Below are 19,478 nucleotides of genomic sequence, written 5' to 3' on the forward strand. Positions count from 1 at the left end.
GCTGGGAACGCTCGTCCTGGCCACAGCCGGCCAGGACGAGCGTTCCCAGCAGCGCGCCCGCGAAGGCCGTTCGTACGGGCCTCACGAGTAGTCCTTTCACACTGTCGGAACCGAGAGACCCGCATAAAGCGACGGATCACCCTTTTCCACGAGGGTTGATGACGTCGGCGCAGCGGCAGGCGACCTGGCTATGACAGTTGCGGGACAGCGCCGGATTCGCACCGGACTTCGCTGCAACGCTGCGCGTCGGACAAACGCTATCAATCCCCCGATGGCGCCGGGCGTCAAGGGGCCAGTTGGGCCTCCGCCTCGGCGATGATCCGCTGGAGCCGGAGCCCGTGGGCGGCGTCGAGCGGGTGGCCGCCGCCGTTGCGCACGGTCTCCGCGAACTCGGCGGCGACGTTCTCGAGGGGGTCGTCGTCGAACGGCAGCAACACGGCGTTGCCGGTGCGGCCGTACACGGCGTAAGACGACGGGGGCAGGTCGCCGACCGCGGTCATGCACAGGGACGCCTCGCTGACGGCGCCGTTCTCGTGCTCCAGCAGCAGCCCGGTCCAGCCGAGCGGGTTGCCGTGCGCGCGCACGCCGGTCACCCGGCCGAGCGCGGCGTCCAACAGGTCGATGACGTGCGGACCGACGTCCAGGAGCGCTCCGCGTTCGAGCCGCCACGGGGTGGCGAAGTGGTGGTTGCCCAGGAGGACGCCGCAGATGTTGGTGGCGTGGCCGCCGAACGCCTCGATCTCGGCGCACCGGGCGAGGAAGATACGGGTCTGGGTGGCGTACCGCATGGTGAGCACCATCTGGGAGGCGACGCCCGCCTCCGCCACGGCGCCTGCCAGACGCTCGGCGCCTTCGAGCGAGTCGGCCAGCGGCTTCTCCAGCAGCAGCGCCTTGCCCGCGCGGGCGGCGCGGACGCCGATCTCGGCCTGGACGGCGGGCGGCACGCAGAACGCGACGGCCTCGCAGACGTCGAACAGTTCCTCGACCCGCTCGAACACCGGCGCGCCGAACCGGGCGGCCGCTTCGGGCCTGCGGGCCCACACCCCGGCCAGCCGCGTGTGCGGCCCTCTGGCCAGCATCGGCGCGTGCGCCCTCTCCGCCCATGGCCCCGCTCCGACCAGCCCGACGGCCACCGGCTCCATGCGCCCCTCCTAAGGCCTCTACAAAACCGCACTATTGAACATCTAACCGTCTAGTAGCGTCCTAGGCTCCCATTCCACCCCAAATGACGCCTTCATCAGAACGTCCACCACTGGGGATCCAGGCCGCGGCCGACCTTTCGTATGTCGTCCCGCACCACGAGCTGCCCGTCCTCACCCCGTCGGCGGAGAGCTCGCCACCTGACGCCGCGCCGCGACGGGCCGTACCGGATGATGGACTGCATGGACGAGATGCTGCTGCTCCGGCACGGCGCGACAGAGTGGAGCCAGGCAGGCAAGCACACCGGCCGCACCGACCTGCCGCTGATCGGCGACGGCGAGGAGCAGGCCAGGGCGCTGGCGCCGCTGGTCAAGGGGCGCGAGTTCGGCCTCGTGCTGGTCTCGCCCGCCCAGCGCGCGCGGCGCACGGCGGACCTGGCCGGGCTCAACGGCTACCAGGTGGACGCCGACCTGTGGGAGTGGGACTACGGCGGTTACGAGGGCATCACCACGCCCGAGATCCGCGAGAACCGCCCCGGGTGGTATCTGTGGCGCGACGGGGTGATCCCCGGCGACGCCGAGCATCCGGGGGAGAGCGCCGCCCAGGTCGCCGCCCGCGCCGACCGGGTGATCGAACGGGCGCGCGCCGCGGAGGGACGGGTGGCGCTGGTGGCGCACGGCCACTTCCTGCGCGTCCTGGCCGCCCGCTGGCTGGGGCTCGGCCCCGCGGAGGGGCGGCTGTTCAAGCTCGACACGGGCACCTACTCGCGGCTCGGCTTCGAGCACGCCGAGCCGGTGCTCATGGCGTGGAACGCCCCGGTCGACTGCCTCCAGGCGTCCTGACCGGGCCCGGCGGTCAGGCCGGCGCCGGGGAAGGGCGCGGGCCGCGCCCGGTGAGCCACTCCAGGACCCTGCGGTGCCCGGCGGCGGCGTCCTCGAAATGACCCCAGTGCCAGTACCTCGGCTGGTCGCGGATGCCGGTCACCCACGTCCGGTAGGAGACGGAGGCGCCCGCCGCGGCGGGTGCCACGCCGTAGGTGCGGATCACGACCTTGCCGCCCGGCGCGAACAACACGTCGTCGGCGATCGGGTACAACGTCATCTGGTCGAGCATGGCCCCGATCCTCACCCCGGCGGGAGGCAGGGCGGTTACACCTCCGGCTCGCCCCCGTTAAGCGGGCGAGCCGGAGGTGAACACGGTGTTACACGAGCAGTCCGTCGAACTCTCCGTCCTTCACCCCGAGCACCAGGGCCCGGATCTCGTCGCGGGTATAGATGAGGGCAGGGCCGTCGGGGAAACGCGAGTTGCGCACCGCGATCCCTCCATCGGGAAGCTCCGCGAGCTCCACGCAGTTGCCCTGCGAGTTGCTGTAGCGGCTCTTGCGCCAGGCGACCTGGGTCAGGTCCGCCGCGGGCATGCCGTTGTAGGTCTGGTTCATCTACATCTTTCTGAGAAGACCGCCGATGAGCTCGACGGTGCCCCCTGGCGTGGTGCTCTCCACGCACAGTTGCTCCATAGCCGTGAGATACGGATCGATGTCCTCACGCTTGTCCAGGTACAGGGCACCCCAGAGCTGCTCGACGTAGACAACGTCCGACAAGTCGGACTCGGGAAACCGCAAGATGCTGAACGCGCCCCCTTCAGCGGCATGCTTGCCGAACCTGAAGGGCATCACCTGAAGGGTGATGTTGGGAAGGGCAGCGACTTCCAGCAGATGCTGGAGCTGCTCGGCCATGACCTCCCGCCCGCCGATGGTCCTCTTGAGCGCCGCCTCGTCGACGACGGCCCACAGCCGGGGCCCGTCCTTCTGCGTGAAGCGCTCCTGGCGCTGCATGCGCATGTGCACGCGGCGCTCGATTCTCTCCGGACTCGCATCGGGGTTGCCAAGCTGGAAGACCGAACGCGCATACGCGGCCGTCTGCAGCAGGCCCGGCACGAACTGCACCTCATAGGTGCGGATCACGCTGGCGGCCTCCTCCAGACCCACGTACGTGGTGAACCACGACGGCAACTCCGCCGAGTACTTGTGCCACCACCCGGGGGTGTTGGCCTCGCGAACCATCTCCAGCAGGGCACGGCGCTCGGCATCGTCGACGACGCCGTACAGGGTGAGCAGGTCTTCCACGTCACGTGTCTTGAAGCCGACGCGCCCGAGCTCCATGCGGCTGATCTTGGACTCGGACGCCCGGATGTGAAATCCGGCCTGAGCACGGTCCAGACCGCTGGTTTCACGCAGGCGCCTGAGGCTCGCCCCCAGCATGATGCGCCGAACGGTCGAGCCGGAACCGGGCGGATCAATGGACACGTGCTGCTCCTTGGTCGTTTCCTTGCGACTCAGTCTGTCACTTCACGGCCCAAAGATCATGGGCCGCGGACAAGATCCCCTTTCCCCCATATTGACCTTTTGAGGGAAACCGTAGCGCGTGCACGTGTTGTCTGCACGTGCATTCGCTCTTGCAGTTGCACGAGAGTTTGACGCAGAATGATCTACGTGCAATCCACCACGGCGCCCGGCCAGTGGACGACGTTCGATTGGTGGCCTCCGGTCGGCTGGTGGCCGGAGGCGGCCCGCGATCTCCTGGCCCCTGGCCCGTCGACGAGCGCCACGTTCGTGCTGCCGCCAACCGCCTCCTCGGTCCACTCGGCCCGCAGCTTCGGCGCCGGCGTCCTGACCGGGTGGGGCCTGACCGAACTCATCGAGAACATGGAACTGGTGGTCTCCGAGCTGGCCACCAACGCCCTCCGCCACGGCCTCTGCCTCGACGACCCACGGCGCGAACGCGCCGTCCACATGTCCCTGGTGCGCCGCGGGCCGCTCGTGACCAGCGCATTCACCGATCCAGGGTCATCGGTGCCGGTGCTGCGATACCCTGGGCCCCTTGACACCGGCGGCCTCGGACTCCACATCGTCGAATCACTCAGCCTCCGCTGGGGCTGGTCCGCACTCGCACCTCACGGAAAGATCGTCTGGGCAGTCCTCTCCTGACCGGGAGTGATCTGCATTACCGTGGATGGTCATGGCTCACGGTGAGTCCCTTGCGCGCGACCCCATGAGAGTGCTGACAGATGGAAGATCACCTGCTCGGCTGGCTGCGAACACTAGAGGAAGACCGGCTCGGCCGCGTCCTGGCCAACAGGCCTGACGCCATCGCCGCGCCCTGGCCACGGCGGCTCGACACCCTGGCCCAGCGACTGGGCAACGGCTTCGCCGTCATGGAGACCCTGCGGAGGCTCCCGCTCCCCTGCCTGCAACTGGCCGAGGCGGCCCTGGCCATGAGCCGTCCCACGGCCGACCGGCTGGCGGCCTTCGTCGACGCCCGGGTCGACGACGTGACCCCCTGGCTCGAGCACCTCTACGACCACGCGCTGGCCTGGCCCGGCGACGACGGCGTGATCCATCTGGCCGAGGGCGTGACGCGCTGGTGGTCGGCGCCGCTGAGCCTGGGCGAGCCGCTCGACCACTACCTCAACTCCTGGACGATCAGCAACGACGCGCTGCACGCGCTGGCCCGCAACCTCGGCCTGCCCGCGCAGGGCAACAAACGCCGCGCGATCGCCCGCGTCACCGAGGCTCTCGGTGACGGCGAGCGGGTCCGGGCGATGTTGCCCCAGGCCCCCGAGGGCACCGTCCCGCTGCTCGACCGGTTCGCCTGGGAGGGCCCCACGCTCAACGTCGACGGAGGCCGCTTCGTCACCCCCGGCACGCCGGAGAAGTGGTGCGCCGACCACGGCATGCTGTTCCGGCCGAGCTGGCACGTCGCCGAGATCCCCCGCGAGGTGGCGATCTGCCTGCGCGGCCCCGGCTACCACCCGCCCTACACACCCGAGTCGCCCGAGGTGGCCACCATCCCGGTCGACCCAGAAGAGGTCGACCACCTGATGACGCTGGCCGCGCCGCACGTGGTGGAGCGGTGCGCGGCCCTGCTGGACAACACCGCGAAGACGCCGCTGCCGCTGCTCAAGACCGGCGGCGTGGGCGTGCGCGAGGTACGCAGGATCGCCAAGGAGACCGGCTGCGACGAGGACGAGACGCGGCTGCTGCTGGAGATCTGCGCGGTGGCCAGGCTGCTGGCCTGGGACGAGCAGTCCGGCGGCATGATCCCCACCGAGCGCTACGACCGGTGGCGGCTCGACGAGGGCTCGGCCAGGCTCAGGGTGCTGCTGTCGGCGTGGTGGCGCATGGAGCGCTCGTCGCTGCGCAGGGTCGACGGCAAGTACGGCACCGTGCTCGGCGACGACCCCACCGGCAGCGCGGTGGCCAGGGTCCGCAGGGCCGTGCTGTCGGTGCTGGCCCATCTGCCCGCCGGCACGGCGTTCGCCGGCCGCGACAGCCTCATGGGCAGCGTGCACTGGCACGCGCCGCTGATCGACCTGGAGCTGCTGCGGGAATGCGCCCCCGCCGTGCTCGACGAGGCCCGGCTGCTGGGGCTGCTGGCCAACAACGCGCTCACCGACCTGGGCCGGGCGCTGGCGGGCCTGACCGCCCGGCCGGGCGACGAGAACGACGCCGCCGTGCCCATGGTCGAGCACGACCCGGTGCTGTCCGAGGCGGCCACGAGGGCGCTGGCGAGCGTACGCAGGAGCGCCCTGTTCGGCCCCGACCTCACCGCGGTCGTGACCGGCCCGCCGTCGGCCGAGCTGGCGGAGCTGCTCGACCGGACCGCCGAGCGCGAGTCGCGGGGCGCCGCCTCGGTGTGGCGGTTCACCACGGAGAGCGTGCGCCGGGCGCTCGACCGCGGCCACGAACCCGACGAGCTGCTCGACGAGCTGGCCGGGGTCGGCACCATCCCCCAGCCGCTGGAATACCTCGTGCGCGACACCGCGCGCCGGCACGGCGAGGTGACGGTCACCACGGTCGGCTGCGTCGTCCAGGCCGCCGACCCGACGCTGCTGGCCGAGATCGCCGCCCACCGGCGGCTGGGCAAGCTGGGCCTGCGGCTGCTCGCCCCCACGGTGCTGGTCAGCGCCGCGCCCGCGGAGCGCACCCTTGCCGCGCTGCGCGAGGTCGGCTACTCCCCCGTGCCCGTGGCCGACACCGGCGAGATCACCATCCACCGGGCCAGGTCCACCCACCTGGAGGAGCCGCACAACGGCAAGCTGATCCTGCTGCCCGGCGGCCAGGTGGCCGAGCTGTCCGACTTCACCGGCATCACCGAGCTCGAAGCGCCCCCCTACATGCTGGCCGAACCGCTGCCCGACCCCTTCGAGCACGCCCGCCGCCTGATCGCCGCCAGCCGGGCCGACGCCGGCTCGAGCGGCCGCACCTGGGCGGTCATCGGCCGGATGGCCACCAGGCTGCCGACGGCCCAGCAGTCGCTGCTCGGGTTCGTGGTCGACCGCGGCGTGCGCGCCGGCATCACGCTCACCGACGGGCTGACCGCCACGATCAGCCACGGCGAGCTCAAGGGCGGCGCCCTCGACGCGTGGTGCGAGGAGGCAGGCGATTACCTGGAGTTCCCCCTCGCCGAGATCGTCGAGGTCAGGGGCGCGTACTGACGGTGCGCGCCGTGACAGCGACGGCGCGCGCCGGGCGGCGGCGGTGGCCGCTGAAGGTGCGCGTCAGGCGCCGATGGCGCCGGTAGGTGCGCGTCAGGCGGAGGCGGTGACGCGGCGGCGGGCCTCCGGGACGATCAGCGGCGTGGCCGTCTGCGGGTCCTGGATGATCTCGCATCGCAGGTCGAACACCTGCCGCACCAGCTCCGGCGTGACGACGTCGCGGGGCTCCCCCTCGGCCACGATCTCCCCGCCGCGCATCACGATCAGGTGGGTCGCGTACCGGCAGGCCTGGTTCAGGTCGTGCAGCACGGCCACCATGGTCCGCCCCGCCTCGTGCAGGTCGGCGCAGAGGTCGAGCACCTCGATCTGGTGGGAGATGTCCAGGAACGTCGTGGGCTCGTCCAGCAGCAGGATCGGCGTCTCCTGCGCCAGCGCCATGGCCAGCCACACCCGCTGCCGCTGGCCTCCCGACAGCTCGTCCACGATCCGGTCGCCGAGCTCGGTCACGTCGGTGGCGCGCATGGCCTCGCTCACCGCTCTCTCGTCGGCCCTCGACCACTGCCGCATGAGCCGCTGGTGCGGGTAGCGGCCGCGGGCCACCAGGTCGGCCACGGTGATGCCGTCGGGCACGATCGAGGTCTGCGGGAGCAGGCCGAGCCGCCTGGCCACCTCCTTCGACGGCAGGGCGGTGATGACGCTCCCGTCGAGGTGCACGGCGCCCGTCCTGGGCTTGAGCATCCTGGCCAGCGCCCGCAGCAGGGTGGACTTGCCGCAGGCGTTGGGGCCGATGATCACGGTGAAGGACTCGTCGGGGATCGACACGTTCAGGTCCGCGGCCACGACGCGCTGGTCGTACGCGAGGGTGAGGCTGGTGCCGGACAGGCGGGAGGCCATCTGCGGAGATCCTTTCGCCGGGGCGGTGGCCATCAGTGGCGGTCCTTTCGCAGGAGCAGGGCGAGGTAGGTGCCGCCGATGGCGGCGGTCAGCACGCCGACGGGCAGCTGCGTGGGGGCCAGCAGCCGCTGCGCGGCCAGGTCGGCGGCCGTCAGCAGGACGGCGCCGGTCAGCGCCGAGGCGCCCATCGTCACGCCGGGCGAGCGGGTGAGCCGCCGGGCCAGCTGCGGCGCGGCGAGCGCGACGAAGATGACGGGCCCGGCCGCGGCCGTGGCCACCCCGGACAGCAGCACCCCCGCCGCGATGGCCACCGCGCGCACGGCCTCGACCCTGATGCCCATGGCCCTGGCCGCGTCGTCACCCATCTCGATCATCCGCATGGGCCGCGACACGTACGCGCTCACGGGCAGCAGCACGGCCAGCGCCAGCGCCACGGGCCTCGCGTGATCCCAACCGCGCCCGCTCAGGCTGCCCGTCAGCCAGGCGCCCGCGGAGGCGGCGTCGTTGATGTTCGCCCGGGTCAGCAGGTACGAGTTGACCGCGAGCAGCAGCGCGTTCGCCCCGATGCCGACCAGCACCAGGCGGTAGCCCTGCACGCCGCCGCGGTAGGCCAGCGCGTAGACCAGCACGGCGGTGACCACGCAGCCCGCCAGCGCGCCGCCGGCGATCGTCATGGCCGAGCCGCCGGCGACCACCGCGATGATGCCGCCGGTCGAGGCCCCGGCCGTGAAGCCGATGAAGTCGGGGCTGCCCAGCGGGTTCCTGGTGAGGCTCTGGAAGATCGCGCCGCTCAGCCCGAACGCCGCCCCCACCAGCAGCCCCGTCACCACCCGCGGGGCGCGGAGCTTGCCGACGATCATCTCGGCGACCGGCGTGCCCTGGCCGAACACCGCGGTGACGACGTCAGGGACGGGCACCGTGTACTCGCCCGTCGCCAGGGCCGCCACGGTCACCGCGCAGGCGAGCACGATCAGCGCGGCGCCGACGAGCAGGGCGCGGGGCGCGAGCCGTACGGACCAGGATCCGACGCGGATGGTCACAGCGCCGCCACCCGCCTCCGCCTGGCCAGCATGATGAAGATCGGCGGGCCGATCACCGCCCACACGATGCCCACCTGCACCTCTCCCGGCCGCGCGATGAGCCGGCCTGCCACGTCGGCCGCCAGCAGCAGCACCGGCGCGGCCAGCGCCGAGTACGGCAGCACCCACCGCTGGTCGGGCCCCACCACCGCGCGCACGGCGTGCGGCACGATCAGCCCGACGAACCAGAGCGGCCCTGCGGCGGCGGTGGCCGCGCCGCACAGCAGCGTGACCGCGACCCCGGTGAGGATCCTGGTGCGGTTGACGGCGACGCCGAGCGCCTTGCCCGCGTCGTCGCCGAGCGCGAGCGTGTTGAGCGGCCGGGCCAGCATCAGGCCGAGCACCAGGCCGGCCGCCATGAACGGCGCCAGCCGCACCAGCGTGTCGGCCGTCTGCCCGGCCAGCGAGCCGGTCAGCCAGAACCGCATGCGGTCGAAGGTCTGGGAGTCCATGCGCAGGATGGCCGAGGCGATCGCGGTGCACACCATGCCGAACGCGACGCCCGCGAGCGTCAGGCGTACCGGGCTGGAGCCGGAGCGGCCGGAGGAGGCGAGGGCGTAGACGGCGGCGGAGGCCAGCGCGGCCCCGCCGAACGCGAACCACACGTAGACGGCGGGGTCGGAGAGCCCGAACAGGCCGAGCGCCAGCGTGACGCCGAGCGCGGCGCCCTCGTTGATGCCCAGCAGACCGGGGTCGGCGAGCGGATTGCGCGTCAGGCTCTGCATAAGCGCGCCCGCCAGCCCCAGGGTGGCGCCCACGCCGATGCCGAGCAGCGTGCGCGGGACGCGCAGCTCGCGGATGACCGTGTGGTCGTTGGAGCCGTCAGGGGCCAGAAAGGCGTCGATCACCGTGCCGAACGACACGCCGCGCGCGCCCAGCGCCACGCTGGCCATCGCCGTCAGTGCGAGCACCCCCACCGCGACGACCAGCCCGGTGGCCAGGATCGCGGGGCGGCCCCTGCGGTCGCGGGCGGCGCCGGCGTCCCCACCGGCCCCGGCGACCGGGACGGCCGTCTCCTCAGCCGGACGCACCCGGCCCCCTCTCGTAGCGGTCAAACTTAGGCAAGGCTAATCTAATGGCCTGTGAACAAGGCAAGCCTAACCACTGAGGAGATGGAGATGTCAGGACCCGTACTGCCGCGCAGGGGCTTCCTGTCGGCCACGGCAGGCCTCGCGGCGGCCCTGACACTCGCGGCGTGCGGCGGCGGCACGGGGACGGCGCCCACCGCGGCGGGCTCCCCCGCGTCGGCGGGCCAGGGCTGGTCGTTCACCGACGACCGCGGCAAGAAGCTGGAGCTGGCCCGGCCGCCTGCCAGGATCGTCGCCCAGGTGGGCGCGGCCGCCGCCCTTTGGGACTTCGGCGTGCGCCCCATCGCCGTCTTCGGCCCCCACAAGCTCAAGGACGGCGCCAAGGACCCGCAGGCCGGCAACGTCGACATCACCAAGGTCGAGGGCCTGGGCAACGTGTGGGACGAGTTCAACGTCGAGAAGTACATCTCCCTCCAGCCCGAACTCCTGGTCAGCAGCATGTACGTCAAGGGCGCCCTCTGGTACGTGCCCGAGAAGTCCAAGGACGCCATCGAGCAGGTCGCCCCGACCGCGGGCATCATGCTCACCGGCAAGAGCGCCACCGAGGTGATCGGCAAGTACGAGGAGCTCGCCACGTCGCTCGGCGCCGACCTCCGGGGCGTGCCCGAGGCCAAGGCCCGCATGGAGGCCGCCACCAAGGAGCTGGCGCAGTTCAAGGACCTCAAGATCCTCATGATGTCCGGCGGCCCCGACCAGATGTGGGTGGTCAACCCGCCCGAATATCCGGACATCGTGCACCTCACCACGGCCGGACTCGACGTCGTCACGCCGTCGAAGGTGGACGAGGGCGGCTTCTTCCAGACCTTGAGCTGGGAGAACGCCGACACCTACGACGCCGACGTGATCCTCTACGACACGCGCACCCAGTCGCTCAAGCCGGAGGAGATGCTGAAGAAGCCCACCTTCACCAAGCTGCCCGCGGTCGAGGCCGGCCAGTTCTACCCGTGGCGCGCGGAGGTGGCCTTCAGCTACCAGGGGTACGCGGCGTTCCTCGAGGAGCTGGTGGCGAACCTGAAAAAGGCCCGCCCGCTCGGCTAGCTCGCCGCGCTCGGGGTCAGCGCACTCCGCAGCGGCGCACCGCGAGCAGGGCCAGCGCGCGCGTGACGTCCAGCAGCTCGCCCAGCGCGACCTGCTCCCTGGGGGCGTGCGCGAACCGCACGTCTCCGGGGCCGTAGTGCAGCGTCGGGATGCCGCCCGCCGTGTACAGGCGCAGGTCGCTGCCGTACGGCGCCGCCGACTCCACCGGCAGGCCGCCCGTCGTGTCGGCGACCGCCCGGCGCACCTCGCCGAGCAGCTCGTGCCCCGCGGGCAGCCGGCCGCTGGCGAACTGCCCGCCCGGCCACGTCACCACCGGCGGGTGGGCCCGCAGCCAGGGGTGCGCGACCTCCGCGACCGCCTCCTCGAACGCCGCGCGCGCCGCGACCGGGTCCTCGTCCAGCCGCACCCCGAGCCGCCCCTCCGCGACCAGCAGGTCGGGCACGGTGCTGGCCCAGTCTCCGGCGCGCACGGTGCCGATCTCGATCGGGTACGGCAGCGCGGTGCCGCGGAACAGCTCGGGCACGTCGCTGTTGCGCGCCGCCTCCAGCCGCCTGATCGCCTCGAACACCGGCCAGAACACCTCGACCGCGTTGACGCCCTCCTGGCGGGTGGCGCCGTGGGCGGCCAGCCCGGCGATCTCCAGCCGGAACGTCAGCGCCCCGGCGTTGGCGGTGATGACCGCGCCGCTGGTGGGCTCGCTGATGACCGCGGCCTCGGCCGTGTGGCCCCTGGCCAGGGTGGCGAACGCGCCCAGCCCGCCGTCCTCCTCGCTGATCACGCAGTGCACGGCCAGCGGCCTGACCAGCCGGATCCCGGCCCGGTGGATCGCCCTGGCCACGGCCAGGTTGGCGACGAGCCCGGCCTTCATGTCGCACGCGCCCCTGCCGTGCAGCACGTCGCCGCTGATCCTGGCGGCGAACGGGTCGCTGCCCTCCCACCTGGCCAGGTCGCCGGTGGGGACGACGTCGACGTGGCCCTGGAGCGCCAGCGCGGGGGCGCCCTCCCCCTCGGTCACGGCCACCACGCCGTACCCCTCGGTTCGCGGGGCCTCGGTGCCGGGGAAGCCGGGACGGTCGCTGAGGTCGGCGAGGTCCAGCTTCCACACGTCAACGTCCATGCCCGTGCCGGCGAGCAGGCGGGCGTAGTGGTGCTGGAGGTCGGATTCGGCGTCGGTGCCGGTGACGCTGGGGACCCTCACGGCTTCCGCCAGCAAGTCGACCGTCTCCGCCGCGTCGATGGCGTCGAGTACGCGGGCTTCTACGTCGTGCACGCTGCATTGTCGCACGCCGCCCGCGTTGTCCTGTTCGCGGTGTTCGCTTCGGGGTTTCGCCTCCGGGTGTTCGCCTCGGGGTGTTCGCCTCCGGGTGTTCGCCGCCTTCCCGTGAGCGGCGTTCAGCAGCCCTCGGCCCGCACGTCGCCGAAGCGCACGGCGAAGCCCTTGCCGGCGGGGGCGGCGGCCATGGCGCCGGCCATCGCGGGCCTGCCGGGCGGGAAGTAAGCCAGGCGCAGCATGGCCTCCGGCGGGTCGCCGTCGAGGCCGTAGCGTACGGTGACCGCGTCGCCGGCGCGCTCGAGGGTGAACGTCACCCGCTGCGCCGCGCGTCCGAGCGGCAGCACCGACCAGTCGGAGAACTCCCTGGTCACGACCGTGCTGAGATGGAAGCCGCCGTCGACGTACTCTACGCCGGCCTTGATCCAGTGGTGCTCGTCGATCCTCAGCACGGCGCCCGCCTGGTCGTACTGCTCGGCGTAGTCACCGTTGAACGTGACGGAGAGCAGCAGGTCGCCGGGGAGGGTGCGGCCGAACATGTGGGCGCTGTCGTAAGTGTAGCCGTAGTGGGTCTGGCGCCACATGTCGGTGGCGGGATCGCAGAAGAGGCTCAAGCCGTCGTCGGCGGTCCATTCGCGGGGAGGGTTGAGCCATTGCCAGCCGGTCTCACCGAAGGCCGTGATCATGACGTAATCCTGCCACGGTCCGGGCGTCCCGGTAAGCGTCCAGGGGCCGGGGACGGCGGACCTGGAGATCGGACGTCCGGCGGCTCGTAAACTTGGGCCTGTGGAAGAGCCCAAGTTCGAGATTCAGATGCTGCACGACCGGGTCATGATCAGTATGGAGCAGGAGGCCGGGGAGCGGCGCAGCGGCTCCGGGATCGTCATCCCCGCGACGGTCAAGATGGCCAACCGCCTGGCCTGGGGCGAGGTCTGCGGCGTCGGCACGAACGTGCGCTCGGTCAAGGTCGGCGACAAGGTGCTGTTCAACCCGGAGGACCAGTCCGAGGTCGAGGTGCACGCGCGGGTCTATCTGGTGATGCGCGAGCGCGACCTGCACGCGGTGGCCACCCAGGAGACCGACCACGGCACCGGCCTCTATCTATGACGCCGGCGACGTCCTGACGAAGGAGAGCCAGAGGTCGGCGTCCCACGTCCTGGCGGGCACGTCCGCCAGCACGCGGGTGACCTTGCCCTTGAGGTCGAGCACCGCCAGGCGATAGGCGTCCTCGTGCGCGAGGACGGCGATGACATGCTCGTCGTCCCACCAGCCCCACACCGCACGCGGCGCCGCGCCGACCCGCCCGGCGATCTTTCCTGTGGCGGGGTCGAGCAGGCAGAGCTGTTCCTCGATACGTTTGGGGCACCACGTGGCCAGCCGCTTGCCCGACGGGGAGAAGGCGTCCTCGGGGCCGGTCGGCGGGCCCGCGTCCGCATAAGTGCGCACGACCGCTCCGTCGGACGCCCGATGGACGCGCAGGCCGGTGCCGTGCCTGGACACGAGATGGCCGTCGGGGCTCCACCAGTAGCCGGCGTTCGCGCTCAGGCCCGCGATCCTGACCGTGCGGGCGGTCTTGGCGGCCACGTCCACGACCGCGAACCCGAGCACCCGCCACGTGCCGCCCACCTTCTGCTCGACCGTGAGCGCGATCTTCTTGCCGTCGCGGGACCAGGAGGCGTAGGAGGCGGTCATGGGTCTCTTGACCGTGCGGATCGTGGTGGTCTCGCCGGTGGCGCGGTCGGTGACGAGGAGCGCGTCGTGGCCCGATCGGTACGCCGTGGGCACCCCCGCCGCCAGGCGTCCGCCGGGCGCGACCGACACCTCGGAGAGGGCCTTCTGCCGGGCGAAGGCGTTGCCGGTGGTGTTTCTCAGATAGGTGTCCCGGGTGCCGAGGCCGTAGGCGGTGAGCCGTACGGGATCGCCCGCTTGTTCGCGATATTTCATGCCGCCGGTGCCGGGGAGCTCCAGATCTGCCCGTACGGCTGCCCGTGCGGGCGGGGCTGCGGCCGGCGCGGGCGACGCCGCGAGGGGGGCGGGGAACGTCAGGGACAGTGCGATGGCGATGGTGGCGATCACGCCCGCAGGATAGGCACGAAACCGCGGGTTTTCCGGCGTGATGCCGACTAGGTATGTACGTAGCTCAGCGCGAACCGGATGACGTCGAAGCCGACCGTGCGCAGGCCGAGATAGACGATCACCCCGGCCGCGGCCAGGGTCACGGCGAGCACGATGATGCGCACCGTCCAGCCCTGCCGTTTGTACCACTCCGTCCAGGCGTGCAACACGCGCTTGCCGAACTCCAGCACCTTGTGCGCCCAGTGGAACTCGGTGGCCAGCACCGCCAGCCCGGCGAACACGACCAGCCACCCCGGCCCGGGGAACGGCACCATGATCAGCCCGCCGACCACCATGACCGTCCCGATCACGCCGACCACGATCTTCAGCGTCAGCGCGCCCGTACGGGTCGAGCGGATGCCGTCCAGCCAGCCCTGGATCCCCCTGCGCCGGCCGGGCATGCCGGACCGATCGGCGGCCCGTCGTTTGATCACGTCGGCGTCGCCGGTGTCGGAGTTCTGAATCGTCACATTTCCCCCCGGCAGTTGGTATGCCCCCCAGGATACGGCGCTGCCTTCAGCCACACTTGCAGACGACCAGCAAATCACCAAACCCGCATATGGGTAAAATCTCCTGCTGGAGCAGGCTCCCACGGGCAAATATCGGTTAATGTCTGCTATGCCCGACGTATTGCTCCGCACTGTCACCGGCCCTGTACGCGCGGCCTCCATCGAGGGCGCCGTACTCCCCCACGAACACCTGCGCACCGACATGCGCTGGGCGGTCGGCATCGACTCCGACCCGCACCGGTGGCTCGACGAGGAGGCCACCGTCACCGCGGAGCTGCGCGAGCTGCGGCAGTCCGGCGGGCTCTCCCTGGCGGTCGACCTGACGTGCCTGGGCATGGGCCGCGACGCCGGCACCCTGGCCCGGGTCGCGGCGGGCAGCCGGGTGGCGGTGATCGCCTCGACCGGCCTGTTCGCCGAGCCGTACACGACCGTCGGCGACGCTGACGTGGACGCGCTCACCGGCCTGCTCATGGAGGAGATCTCCAGCGGCGTGGACGGCACGGGCGTCTTCCCCGGCGTGATCGGCGAGGTCGGCTGCTGGGGCGCCGAACCCACCCCCCGGGAGGAACGTTTCCTGGTCGCCGCCGCCCGCGCCTCGATCCGCTCACGCCTGCCGGTCGCCACGCACGGCAGGAACGCGCTGTCCGTGCTGGAGATCCTGCTCGGCCAGAACCTGCCGGGTTCCCGGGTGGCCGTCGGCTACGCGGGGGCCGAGCCGGCCGCCGCCAGGAAGATCGCCGAAGCGGGCGCGTACGTGAGCCTCGGCGTGCTCGGCCTCGCCCGGCGGCACGGCCCCGACCAGGCGGCCAGGATCGCGCTCGGCCTGATCGAGGACGGCCTCGCGGACCGCCTCCTCCTCAGCACCGGGCTGAGCCGGGTGGCGCAGACGCGCAAGTACGGCGGGCCCGGCTACGCCCACCTCTTCCACGACCTGCTGCCGCGCCTGCGCGACGCGGGCACAGGCGAGGACACCATTCGCCTGATCACGCACGACAACCCGCTGCGCTGGCTGACCTCCGGCCTGACTTGACCTCCACCTATGTCAAGGTTGCAGACTGCTGTGCATGATCTTCACTCAAGCGGAACTTGACTACCTGTCCACGCAGCGCATCGGCCGCCTGGCCACGGTCGCGCCAGACGGGCAGGTGCAGAACAATCCGACCGGCTTCTTCGTCGACGCCGCCACCGGCACGATCACCATCGGCGGGCACGCCCTCGGCGAGTCGAAGAAGTTCCGGAACATCCAGGCGGGCAGCACGGTCGCGTTCGTCGTGGACGACCTGGCCACGGTGGACCCCTGGGTGCCACGGGGCATCGAGATCCGCGGCACCGCCGAGGCCCTGACGGACCACGAGCCCCCCGTGGCGTTCTTCTCGAGGGAGATCATCCGGATCACCCCCACCAAGATCATTTCGTGGGGTGTGGACGGGCCGCGGAGAAGCCGGACGGTGTGAAAGCTCGCCAGGATCGGGATCACGCGATGCCTGGGCGGATGGCCGGCATGGCAGGAGTCTGGCCGCGACCGCCCGGATGGTCGTCCGCCCAGCCCGGGGCACCCGCGTACGCCGATCCGCGTACCCGCCCCTAAGGTGACCGTATGGTCACGGTGTGGGTGGTCAGCGGGCCGCCGGGCGCGGGCAAGTCCTCGGTGGCCGCCGCGCTGCTCGCCCGGCTCGACCCGGTGCCCGCCCTGCTCGACAAGGACACCGTCTACGGCGACTTCGTGGCGCGGGTCCTGCCCGGCCACGGCAGGCCCGACGGCGAGCGCGAGGGCCCCTGGTACGACGAGAACGTCAAGCGCTTCGAATACGCCGGCCTGACCAGGACCGCCAGGCAGATCCGCGGTCACGGCTGCCCGGTGCTGCTCGACGGCCCGTTCACCACGCAGGTGCACGACTCGGCGCGGTGGGCGGGGTGGGTGGCGGAGCTGGGCGGGCCGCCGGTGCGGCTGCTGTGGGTCCGGTCCGACGGCGCGACGCTGCGCGAGCGGCTCACGGCCCGGGGGTTCGCGCGCGACGCGGGCAAGCTGGCGGCGTTCGACGCCTACCTGCGCGACATCCGGGTGGACGAGCCGCCCGTCGTGTCCCACCTGGAGATCGACAACCGCAGCGGCGCGCCGCCGATCGCGGAGCAGCTCACGGCGGCGGGGATACCGGCGAGGGCGCGCGCAGGGTTCACGAGGTCACCCGATAGTCGTCGTCCCGCGCGTCCATGATCGCCATGTGGCCCGGCAGGTGGCCGATCGCGTACTCGACCCCGCTGGCCATCACCGCCGCCTGAGGCGTCACGCCGCACGCCCAGAACACCGGCGTCTCCCCCGCCCGCACCTCCACGGGGTCGCCGAAGTCGGGCCTGGCCAGGTCGCCGATCCCGATCGCCGCGGGGTCACCCACGTGCACGGGTGCGCCGTGCACCATCGGATAGCGGCCGCTCACCTCGACGGCGGTCCGCACCCGGTCCTCCGGCACCGGGCGCATCGAGACGACCAGCGGCCCCGACAGGCTGCCCACGGCCTCGCAGGCGACGCCGGTGACGTACATCGGCACGTTCGTCCCCAGCTCCAGGTGCCGCACCGGCACCCCGGCGGCCAGCAGCGCCCGTTCGAAGGTGAAGCTGCAGCCGATGAGGAACGGCACCAGGTCGTCGCGCCACTCGGCCACCACGTCGTCGAGGTCGGCGACCGCCGCGCCGTCGCGGTAGAGCCGGTAGCCGGGCAGGTCGGTACGCAGGTCGCCGGGGAACAGTCGCGTGGACCGGGCCCCCGGCTCCCCCACGTCGAGGACCGGGCACGCCTGCGGGTTGAGGTGCGCGAACAGCAGCAGGTCGTAGCCGAGCCGCTCGGGCACGGCGATGAGGTTGGCCTGCGTCCAGCCCCGGCACCAGCCCGCGGTGGGCACCCGCTCGCCGGCGCGGAAGCGCTCTCGCGCCTGTGCGGGACTCAGGTCGGCGACGTCCACCTCTTGACGTTATGACCACCGCGCACCTCGGTCCATCACCGCGCTCGCCACGTGATGTTGTGAATTTCCGGGGTAGCGGGTGGCGGTGCGGCTAGATGTGAACCTCCTCGACTACGTTCTGATCGCCATCTACTTCGCCACCGTGCTCGGCATCGGCCTCGCCGCCCGTAAGCGGATCAGCTCCAGCCTCGACTTCTTCCTGGCCGGTCGCGGCTTACCCGCGTGGGTCACCGGCCTCGCGTTCGTGTCGGCGAACTTAGGCGCCATCGAGATCCTCGGCATGGCGGCCAACGGCGTGCAGTACGGCGCGATGACCGTGCACTACTACTGGATCGGCGCGGTCCCCGCCATGGTGTTCCTCGGCATCGTGATGATGCCCTTCTACTACCGTTCCAAGGTCCGCAGCGTGCCCGAGTTCCTGCGCAGGCGCTTCAACGGGGCCACGCAGCTGCTCAACGCGATCACGTTCGCGGTCGCGCAGGTGCTCATCGCGGGGGTGAACCTCTACGCGCTGGCCATCGTCATGGAGGCGCTGCTGGGCTGGCCGCTGCCGGTGTCGGTGGTGGTGTCGGCGGTGATCGTGCTGGCGTACATCACGCTCGGCGGGCTCTCCTCGGCGATCTATAACGAGGTGCTGCAGTTCTTCGTGATCCTCGCCGGCCTGATCCCGCTGACCGTGCTCGGGCTGATCAAGGTGGGCGGCGTCTCCGGCCTGGCCGACAAGGTGCGGCAGAGCTCCCTCGGCGAGGGTGGCCTGCACACCTGGGCGGGCACGGCCGGCGAGAACCCGATGCAGGCACACTGGATCGGCATCGTGTTCGGGCTCGGGTTCGTGTTGTCGTTCGGCTACTGGACCACGAACTTCGCCGAGGTGCAGCGGGCCCTGTCGGCGCGGAACACGAACGCGTCGCGGCTCACGCCCATCATCGCCGCGTACCCGAAGTTGTTCATCCCGCTGGTCACGGTGCTGCCGGGCATGATCGCGCTGGTGCTCTTCAACGGCTGGGGCGAGGGGCAGGACTACAACAACGCGATCCCCCTGCTCATGCGCGACCTGCTGCCGAACGGCGTGCTGGGCGTCGCGGTGACCGGGCTGCTGGCGTCGTTCATGGCGGGCATGGCGGCCAACATCAGCGGCTTCAACACCGTGTTCACCAACGACATCTGGCAGGCGCACGTGCGCAAGGAGCGCGACGACGGCTACTACCTGCGGGTGGGCCGGATCGCGACGGTCGCGGGCGTGGCGCTGGGCGTCGGGACGGCGTTCATCGCGGCCGGTTACACCAACATCATGAACTACCTGCAGGCGCTGTTCTCGTTCTTCAACGCGCCGCTGTTCGCGACGTTCATCATCGGGCTGTTCTGGCGGCGGATGACGCCGTGGGCGGGCTTCTGGGGGCTGCTGGCCGGAACGGCGGCGGCCTTCGTGTCCTACATCGCGTACAAGGCGGGGATCGTGAACTTCGGCACCGAGCTGAACGCGAGCTTCTGGGGCGCGGGCGTCGCCTTCGTCGTGGACGTGATCGTGTCGGTGGCGGTCACGCTGGTCACCACGGCCAAACCCGTCGAGGAACTGCGCGGCCTCGTCTACGGGCTCACCGCCGTCGACGCGGAGGACGACGCGCTGGCCGGGGACGCCCGGTGGTACCGCTCGCCCGTGCTGCTCGGCACGGGTGCGATCGTGCTGGCCGCTGTGATGTACGGAGTGATCCTGTGACGGACATCAGACTCGTGATCGGCGGGCTGTTCCTGCTGTACGGCGTGATCCTCATCGTCGCCGGGCTCGTCGGGAGCGCCGTCAACCTGTGGACGGGCCTGCCCATGGCCGTCTTCGGCGGCGCCTTCGTGGTGTGGTCGCGCGTCAGACGGATCTGACGCCTCCACGGCCCGCC

Annotated in this window: 23 protein-coding genes; 10 read left to right on the forward strand and 13 right to left on the reverse strand. The window is 71.5% G+C overall.

The features are described 5' to 3' along the window. Window positions 1-284: 284 nt before the first annotated feature. On the reverse strand, window positions 285-1,142 hold the full coding sequence (locus tag E1292_RS42340) for a Gfo/Idh/MocA family protein (RefSeq protein WP_132605028.1): 858 nt from the start codon (window positions 1,140-1,142) through the stop codon (window positions 285-287). Between the two features lie 95 nt (window positions 1,143-1,237). After that, window positions 1,238-1,384, reverse strand: a complete 147-nt coding sequence (locus E1292_RS51805; protein ID WP_165975021.1) for a hypothetical protein — start codon at window positions 1,382-1,384, stop codon at window positions 1,238-1,240. Here E1292_RS51805 and E1292_RS42345 point away from each other — a divergent pair. Next, the gene (locus E1292_RS42345; protein WP_132605030.1) at window positions 1,383-1,982 is read left to right on the forward strand and encodes a histidine phosphatase family protein; all 600 of its coding nucleotides are present in this window, start codon (window positions 1,383-1,385) and stop codon (window positions 1,980-1,982) included. The genes E1292_RS51805 and E1292_RS42345 overlap by 2 nt on opposite strands. 13 nt (window positions 1,983-1,995) lie before the next feature. Here the strand turns inward: E1292_RS42345 and E1292_RS42350 are convergent, their stop codons facing one another. The 3 genes from E1292_RS42350 to E1292_RS42360 all read right to left on the reverse strand — a co-directional run bounded on the left by E1292_RS42350 (window position 1,996) and on the right by E1292_RS42360 (window position 3,445). After that, window positions 1,996-2,253: a hypothetical protein gene (locus E1292_RS42350; protein WP_132605032.1), complete on the reverse strand. Its 258-nt coding sequence runs from the start codon at window positions 2,251-2,253 to the stop codon at window positions 1,996-1,998. Window positions 2,254-2,341: 88 nt separating this feature from the next. Further along, entirely contained in the window at window positions 2,342-2,578 is a 237-nt protein-coding gene (locus E1292_RS42355; protein WP_043632079.1) for a DUF397 domain-containing protein, read from the reverse strand. After that, complete coding sequence (locus tag E1292_RS42360) at window positions 2,579-3,445, reverse strand: Sco1979 family transcriptional regulator (RefSeq protein WP_500690532.1); 867 nt, start codon at window positions 3,443-3,445, stop codon at window positions 2,579-2,581. A 177-nt stretch (window positions 3,446-3,622) separates the two neighbouring features. On the opposite strand from E1292_RS42360, the gene E1292_RS42365 reads away from it, so the two are divergent. Beyond that, window positions 3,623-4,126 (forward strand): ATP-binding protein, encoded by a 504-nt coding sequence (locus tag E1292_RS42365; RefSeq protein ID WP_132605034.1) that lies wholly within the window; start codon window positions 3,623-3,625, stop codon window positions 4,124-4,126. Window positions 4,127-4,206: 80 nt separating this feature from the next. After that, window positions 4,207-6,636, forward strand: a complete 2,430-nt coding sequence (locus E1292_RS42370; protein WP_132605036.1) for a helicase-associated domain-containing protein — start codon at window positions 4,207-4,209, stop codon at window positions 6,634-6,636. Between the two features lie 93 nt (window positions 6,637-6,729). Here the strand turns inward: E1292_RS42370 and E1292_RS42375 are convergent, their stop codons facing one another. Genes E1292_RS42375 through E1292_RS42385 form a run of 3 tightly spaced genes read right to left on the reverse strand, consistent with a single transcriptional unit; the run spans window position 6,730 to window position 9,640 of the window. After that, window positions 6,730-7,530, reverse strand: coding sequence for an ABC transporter ATP-binding protein (locus E1292_RS42375; RefSeq protein ID WP_220447327.1), 801 nt, complete (start codon window positions 7,528-7,530; stop codon window positions 6,730-6,732). 32 nt (window positions 7,531-7,562) lie between these two features. After that, window positions 7,563-8,570, reverse strand: a complete 1,008-nt coding sequence (locus E1292_RS42380) for a FecCD family ABC transporter permease (protein WP_132605040.1) — start codon at window positions 8,568-8,570, stop codon at window positions 7,563-7,565. After that, the gene (locus E1292_RS42385; RefSeq protein ID WP_246090717.1) at window positions 8,567-9,640 is read right to left on the reverse strand and encodes a FecCD family ABC transporter permease; all 1,074 of its coding nucleotides are present in this window, start codon (window positions 9,638-9,640) and stop codon (window positions 8,567-8,569) included. Before E1292_RS42385 ends, E1292_RS42380 begins: the two co-directional genes overlap by 4 nt. A gap of 87 nt (window positions 9,641-9,727) precedes the next feature. Between E1292_RS42385 and E1292_RS42390 the strand changes: the two genes are divergently transcribed. Then, the gene (locus E1292_RS42390) at window positions 9,728-10,735 is read left to right on the forward strand and encodes an ABC transporter substrate-binding protein (RefSeq protein ID WP_132605042.1); all 1,008 of its coding nucleotides are present in this window, start codon (window positions 9,728-9,730) and stop codon (window positions 10,733-10,735) included. A 16-nt stretch (window positions 10,736-10,751) separates the two neighbouring features. On the opposite strand, the gene E1292_RS42395 is transcribed toward E1292_RS42390, so the two are convergent. Both E1292_RS42395 and E1292_RS42400 read right to left on the reverse strand, forming a co-directional pair. Then, window positions 10,752-12,005, reverse strand: coding sequence for an ArgE/DapE family deacylase (locus tag E1292_RS42395; protein WP_132605044.1), 1,254 nt, complete (start codon window positions 12,003-12,005; stop codon window positions 10,752-10,754). A 122-nt stretch (window positions 12,006-12,127) separates the two neighbouring features. After that, window positions 12,128-12,691 (reverse strand): DUF1349 domain-containing protein, encoded by a 564-nt coding sequence (locus E1292_RS42400; protein WP_132605046.1) that lies wholly within the window; start codon window positions 12,689-12,691, stop codon window positions 12,128-12,130. Window positions 12,692-12,791: 100 nt separating this feature from the next. Between E1292_RS42400 and E1292_RS42405 the strand changes: the two genes are divergently transcribed. Further along, window positions 12,792-13,112: a GroES family chaperonin gene (locus E1292_RS42405; RefSeq protein WP_181958388.1), complete on the forward strand. Its 321-nt coding sequence runs from the start codon at window positions 12,792-12,794 to the stop codon at window positions 13,110-13,112. On the opposite strand, the gene E1292_RS42410 is transcribed toward E1292_RS42405, so the two are convergent. Both E1292_RS42410 and E1292_RS42415 read right to left on the reverse strand, forming a co-directional pair. Further along, on the reverse strand, window positions 13,107-14,081 hold the full coding sequence (locus E1292_RS42410) for a TolB family protein (protein ID WP_132605048.1): 975 nt from the start codon (window positions 14,079-14,081) through the stop codon (window positions 13,107-13,109). The genes E1292_RS42405 and E1292_RS42410 overlap by 6 nt on opposite strands. Window positions 14,082-14,128: 47 nt before the next feature. Further along, window positions 14,129-14,590: a TIGR02611 family protein gene (locus E1292_RS42415; protein WP_132605050.1), complete on the reverse strand. Its 462-nt coding sequence runs from the start codon at window positions 14,588-14,590 to the stop codon at window positions 14,129-14,131. 148 nt (window positions 14,591-14,738) lie between these two features. On the opposite strand from E1292_RS42415, the gene E1292_RS42420 reads away from it, so the two are divergent. The 3 genes from E1292_RS42420 to E1292_RS42430 all read left to right on the forward strand — a co-directional run bounded on the left by E1292_RS42420 (window position 14,739) and on the right by E1292_RS42430 (window position 16,844). Beyond that, entirely contained in the window at window positions 14,739-15,659 is a 921-nt protein-coding gene (locus E1292_RS42420) for a phosphotriesterase family protein (protein ID WP_132605052.1), read from the forward strand. Window positions 15,660-15,693: 34 nt separating this feature from the next. After that, window positions 15,694-16,083 (forward strand): PPOX class F420-dependent oxidoreductase, encoded by a 390-nt coding sequence (locus E1292_RS42425; RefSeq protein ID WP_181958389.1) that lies wholly within the window; start codon window positions 15,694-15,696, stop codon window positions 16,081-16,083. Between the two features lie 143 nt (window positions 16,084-16,226). Beyond that, on the forward strand, window positions 16,227-16,844 hold the full coding sequence (locus E1292_RS42430) for a P-loop nucleotide/nucleoside kinase family protein (protein WP_132605054.1): 618 nt from the start codon (window positions 16,227-16,229) through the stop codon (window positions 16,842-16,844). On the opposite strand, the gene E1292_RS42435 is transcribed toward E1292_RS42430, so the two are convergent. Continuing rightward, window positions 16,804-17,586, reverse strand: a complete 783-nt coding sequence (locus E1292_RS42435; RefSeq protein WP_220447328.1) for a putative hydro-lyase — start codon at window positions 17,584-17,586, stop codon at window positions 16,804-16,806. The genes E1292_RS42430 and E1292_RS42435 overlap by 41 nt on opposite strands. Window positions 17,587-17,671: 85 nt before the next feature. On the opposite strand from E1292_RS42435, the gene E1292_RS42440 reads away from it, so the two are divergent. Together E1292_RS42440 and E1292_RS51810 are read left to right on the forward strand one after the other, a co-directional pair. Next, window positions 17,672-19,303 carry a sodium:solute symporter family protein gene (locus E1292_RS42440; protein WP_246090718.1) on the forward strand — a complete coding sequence of 544 codons (1,632 nt, stop codon included), beginning with the start codon at window positions 17,672-17,674 and terminating at the stop codon, window positions 19,301-19,303. Continuing rightward, window positions 19,300-19,461 carry a hypothetical protein gene (locus tag E1292_RS51810; protein ID WP_165975022.1) on the forward strand — a complete coding sequence of 54 codons (162 nt, stop codon included), beginning with the start codon at window positions 19,300-19,302 and terminating at the stop codon, window positions 19,459-19,461. The genes E1292_RS42440 and E1292_RS51810 overlap by 4 nt, the downstream gene beginning before the upstream one ends. The last annotated feature ends 17 nt before the right edge of the window (window positions 19,462-19,478 follow it).

The sequence above is a fragment of the Nonomuraea deserti genome, assembly GCF_004348685.1.
Lineage (GTDB): Bacteria > Actinomycetota > Actinomycetes > Streptosporangiales > Streptosporangiaceae > Nonomuraea > Nonomuraea deserti.